Raw genomic sequence first — 535 nt, 5'->3', positions numbered from 1 at the left:
TAATGGTAAAACCGGTAGATCGCATCATCCCTGATTTTGCGAAAGCTGGCGCATCAATGATCACTTTCCACGTTGAGGCCTCTGATCACGTAGACCGTACTCTTCAGCTTATCAAAGAACACGGCTGTAAAGCGGGTGTGGTATTAAACCCAGCAACACCGCTTGCGCATCTTGAGTTCATCATGGACAAAGTTGACCTGATTCTACTGATGTCGGTAAACCCAGGCTTTGGTGGCCAGTCATTCATTCCTCACACGCTAGATAAACTTCGCGCTGTTCGTAAGATGATCGATGAGTCTGGTCGCGATATCCGTCTGGAAATTGATGGTGGTGTGAAAGTCGACAACATTCGTGAAATTGCTGAAGCAGGTGCGGACATGTTTGTGGCGGGTTCTGCGATTTTTAGTCAGCCAGATTACAAACAAGTGATCGACCAAATGCGCACTGAGCTTGCTCAAGTAGAATAAGTGCTAAAAATAAGCGTTATAACGCTCTGATTTTAAAGGCTGCCACTTTGCTGGCAGCCTTTGTCGTT

At 46.4% G+C, this 535-nt stretch carries 1 protein-coding gene; it reads left to right on the top strand.

Annotation, left to right across the window (positions count from 1 at the left end; all coding sequences use genetic code 11):
• Positions 1-467: ribulose-phosphate 3-epimerase (gene rpe, locus R7044_RS27675; RefSeq protein WP_225456293.1), on the top strand; the 467-nt coding region annotated here is incomplete at its 5' end.
• Between the last annotated feature and the right edge of the window lie 68 nt (positions 468-535).

The organism is Vibrio sp. 1402 (assembly GCF_033340275.1).
The sequence above is the reverse complement of the archived record's forward strand: the minus strand, read 5'-3'. Positions and strand labels throughout refer to the sequence as shown.